General features: G+C 67.6%; 2 protein-coding genes and 2 tRNA genes. 3 read left to right on the forward strand and 1 reads right to left on the reverse strand.

Annotation, left to right across the window (positions count from 1 at the left end; translation table 11 throughout):
* Nucleotides 1-2 precede the first annotated feature (2 nt).
* The 3 genes from AC3WON_RS30850 to AC3WON_RS30860 all read left to right on the forward strand — a co-directional run bounded on the left by AC3WON_RS30850 (nt 3) and on the right by AC3WON_RS30860 (nt 1,867).
* Nucleotides 3-78: transfer RNA gene (locus AC3WON_RS30850), tRNA-Gly, on the forward strand.
* 120 nt (nt 79-198) lie between these two features.
* Nucleotides 199-272, forward strand: a tRNA-Cys gene (locus AC3WON_RS30855).
* Nucleotides 273-634: 362 nt separating this feature from the next.
* On the forward strand, nt 635-1,867 hold the full coding sequence (locus AC3WON_RS30860) for a cation:proton antiporter domain-containing protein (protein ID WP_492319869.1): 1,233 nt from the start codon (nt 635-637) through the stop codon (nt 1,865-1,867).
* An 18-nt stretch (nt 1,868-1,885) separates the two neighbouring features.
* On the opposite strand, the gene AC3WON_RS30865 is transcribed toward AC3WON_RS30860, so the two are convergent.
* Nucleotides 1,886-2,805: LysR family transcriptional regulator (locus AC3WON_RS30865; RefSeq protein ID WP_492353454.1), on the reverse strand; the 920-nt coding region annotated here is incomplete at its 5' end.

A 2,805-nucleotide genomic window follows, 5' to 3' on the forward strand; every position in this document is an offset into this window, starting at 1 on the left:
ATGCGGGAGTAGCTCAGTTGGTAGAGCGCAACCTTGCCAAGGTTGAGGTCGCGAGTTCGAGACTCGTCTCCCGCTCCAATCCCCAAAGGGAAGCGCCGCTTCCCTTTTTGTTTGGGTTGAATCGCCGCAAGACATTGCCGGAAGCTGCGCTCCGGCAGCATCGGCTGAATGCGGATACAATCCAGCAGCACGTCACCTGGCGGGGTGGCAGAGTGGTTATGCAGCGGCCTGCAAAGCCGTGTACGCCGGTTCGATTCCGACCTCCGCCTCCAGTTGCATGCAGAACGGCGCCTCGCGGCGCCGTTTTTGTTTTCCGGGCGCCGGATCGTCCGCCATCTCCGCGCCTCGGGCACGTGGCGGGCATGTTACATTACTCCTGTCGTACGCTTTTCGGGGGGCTCCGCGTGATGGATAGCGGGGCAGCATGTCAATCGCCATCCCCGATCCGTGACGCGCCGCCGGCGTGTCCGGGGCCGCTGCGGCACTTCCCGTTCTTCCCCGTTCCGATGCTGCTGCCAATTGTTGCGGCGACTTCCCCGCGCTGACCGCTGGTGCGCGCCGGAGGCGCTGTCGCGGTTGCCAGGGCTGGGAGCGGGTTAGCCGTTCAGCCCCTGACACGAGGAATCCCGCGCGCATGCATCACGCCACCCCGCTTATCAGTACCATCGTCGGCGGTATCGTCCTGGCCTTTATCCTTGGCGCCATCGCCAGCCGGCTGCGCCTGCCGCCGTTGATCGGCTACCTGTGCGCAGGCATCGTGGTCGGTCCGCACACGCCTGGCTATACCGCCGACCAGGCCCTGGCGCCGGAGTTGGCCGAGCTTGGCGTGATCCTGCTGATGTTCGGGGTGGGGCTGCACTTTTCGATCAAGGACCTGATGGCGGTCAAGCGCATCGCCATTCCGGGGGCGGTGGTGCAGATCGGCATCGCCACGCTGATGGGGATGCTGGTGGCCTGGGGCTTCGGCTGGTCATGGGGGCAGGGGCTGGTGTACGGACTGGCGCTGTCGGTGGCGAGCACCGTGGTGCTGCTCAAGGCCTTGCAGGAGCGTGACCTGGTGGAGTCGCCGCAGGGCCGCATCGCGGTCGGCTGGCTGATCGTGGAAGACCTGGCGATGGTGCTGGCCCTGGTGCTGCTGCCGGCCATGGCAGGTCTGCTGGCGGGCGCCGGCGAAACACCGGGCGAGGCCGCGCCGGCTACCGGTGACGTGGTGCTCGCGATCTTCGCGACGCTGGGCAAGGTGGCCGCTTTCGTTGCGGTGATGCTGGTGATCGGCCGGCGCTTTATCCCGTGGATGCTGGAGCGCATCGTCTGGACCGGCAACCGCGAGATGTTCCGCCTGGGCGTGCTGGCGACGGCGCTGGGCGTGGCCTACGGCGCCTATGCGCTCTTTGGCGTGTCGTTCGCGCTGGGCGCGTTCTTTGCCGGCATGGTGCTGGCGGAGTCCGAGTTCAGTCATCGTGCGGCCGAAGAGTCGCTGCCGCTGCGCGATGCCTTCGCCGTGCTTTTCTTCGTATCCGTGGGCATGCTGTTCGACCCGATGGTGCTGGTCAACGACCCGTGGGGCGTGCTGGCGACGGTGTTTATCATCGTGGTGGGCAAGTCGCTGGCGGCGCTGGGCATCGTGCGTGCCTTCGGGCATTCCGGGCAGACCGGCATGACCATTGCCGTGAGCCTGGCGCAGATCGGCGAGTTCTCGTTCATTCTCGCCAGCCTCGGCGTCTACCTGAAGATCCTGCCCGAGCGCGGCCAGGCGCTGATCCTGGCTGGGGCGCTGCTGTCGATCATGCTCAATCCGGTGCTGTTCCACCTGCTCGACCTGTACACGGCGCGGCGCCATCGCAGCGCGGATCCGCAGCCGGCGTGACCGTAGCCTGGGTTCGGCTCAGCCGCCGATCCGCGGCGCCATGGTGCGCAGGTATTCGGTAAAGGCCAGTAGCCCTTGGGTCGGGAACTTGTCCTGGTGCACCACCAGCTGCAGCGGCCGCACGATGCGTGGCAGGCCGTCGCGGATCGCCACCAGCGTGCCGCGCTCCAGTTCATCGCGCACCACATGCAGCGACAGGCAACTGACGCCGAAGCCGCTCATTACGGCGCGCTTGATGGCTTCGGCGTTGCCCAGCTCCAACGCGAAGCGCAACTCGCCCAGCAACGGCACCAGCCGTTCCTCGATGACCTCGCGCGTGCCCGAGCCCGGCTCGCGCACGATCCATTCGGCATCGCGCAGCGCCACCAGGTCATGCGGCGCGGCCGCAAGCGGATGCGAGGGGCCGACCACCACCACCATCTCGTCGTCGCACCAGCGCACGCTGCGCAGGTCGCGCTCATGGCTGGCGCCTTCGACCAGGCCGATATCGGCGTCGAACTGCAGCAACGATTGCAGCACCTCGCGGGTATTGCCGATGCGCAGGTCCAGCGTGCACGGGCCGCTGCGCGAATGGCGGAAGCCCGCCAGGAGCGGCGGCAGGATGTAGCTGCCTATGGTATTGCTGGCCGCGATGCGCAGCTGCACGCCGGTCTGGGTGGCAAAGCGCTCCAGTTCCTGGGCCTGGTCCAGCAGCGACAGCGCGCGCGGGAAAAACTGGCGTCCGGTCTCGTTGATGCTGAGCCGGCGGGCCACGCGGTCGAACAGCGGGCTGTCGAGCGCGCGTTCAAGCTCGGCCAGCGAGGCGCTGACGGCCGACTGCGACATCGCAAGTGCCTGCGCCGCCGCCATGGTGCTGCCATGCTGGGCCACGGCAACGAAGACGGACAGCTGGCGCAGCGTCAGGCGCAGGGGGCGGTGTTCGGGCCGGGGATCGGGGC

Source organism: Cupriavidus sp. FW305-46 (assembly GCF_058787075.1).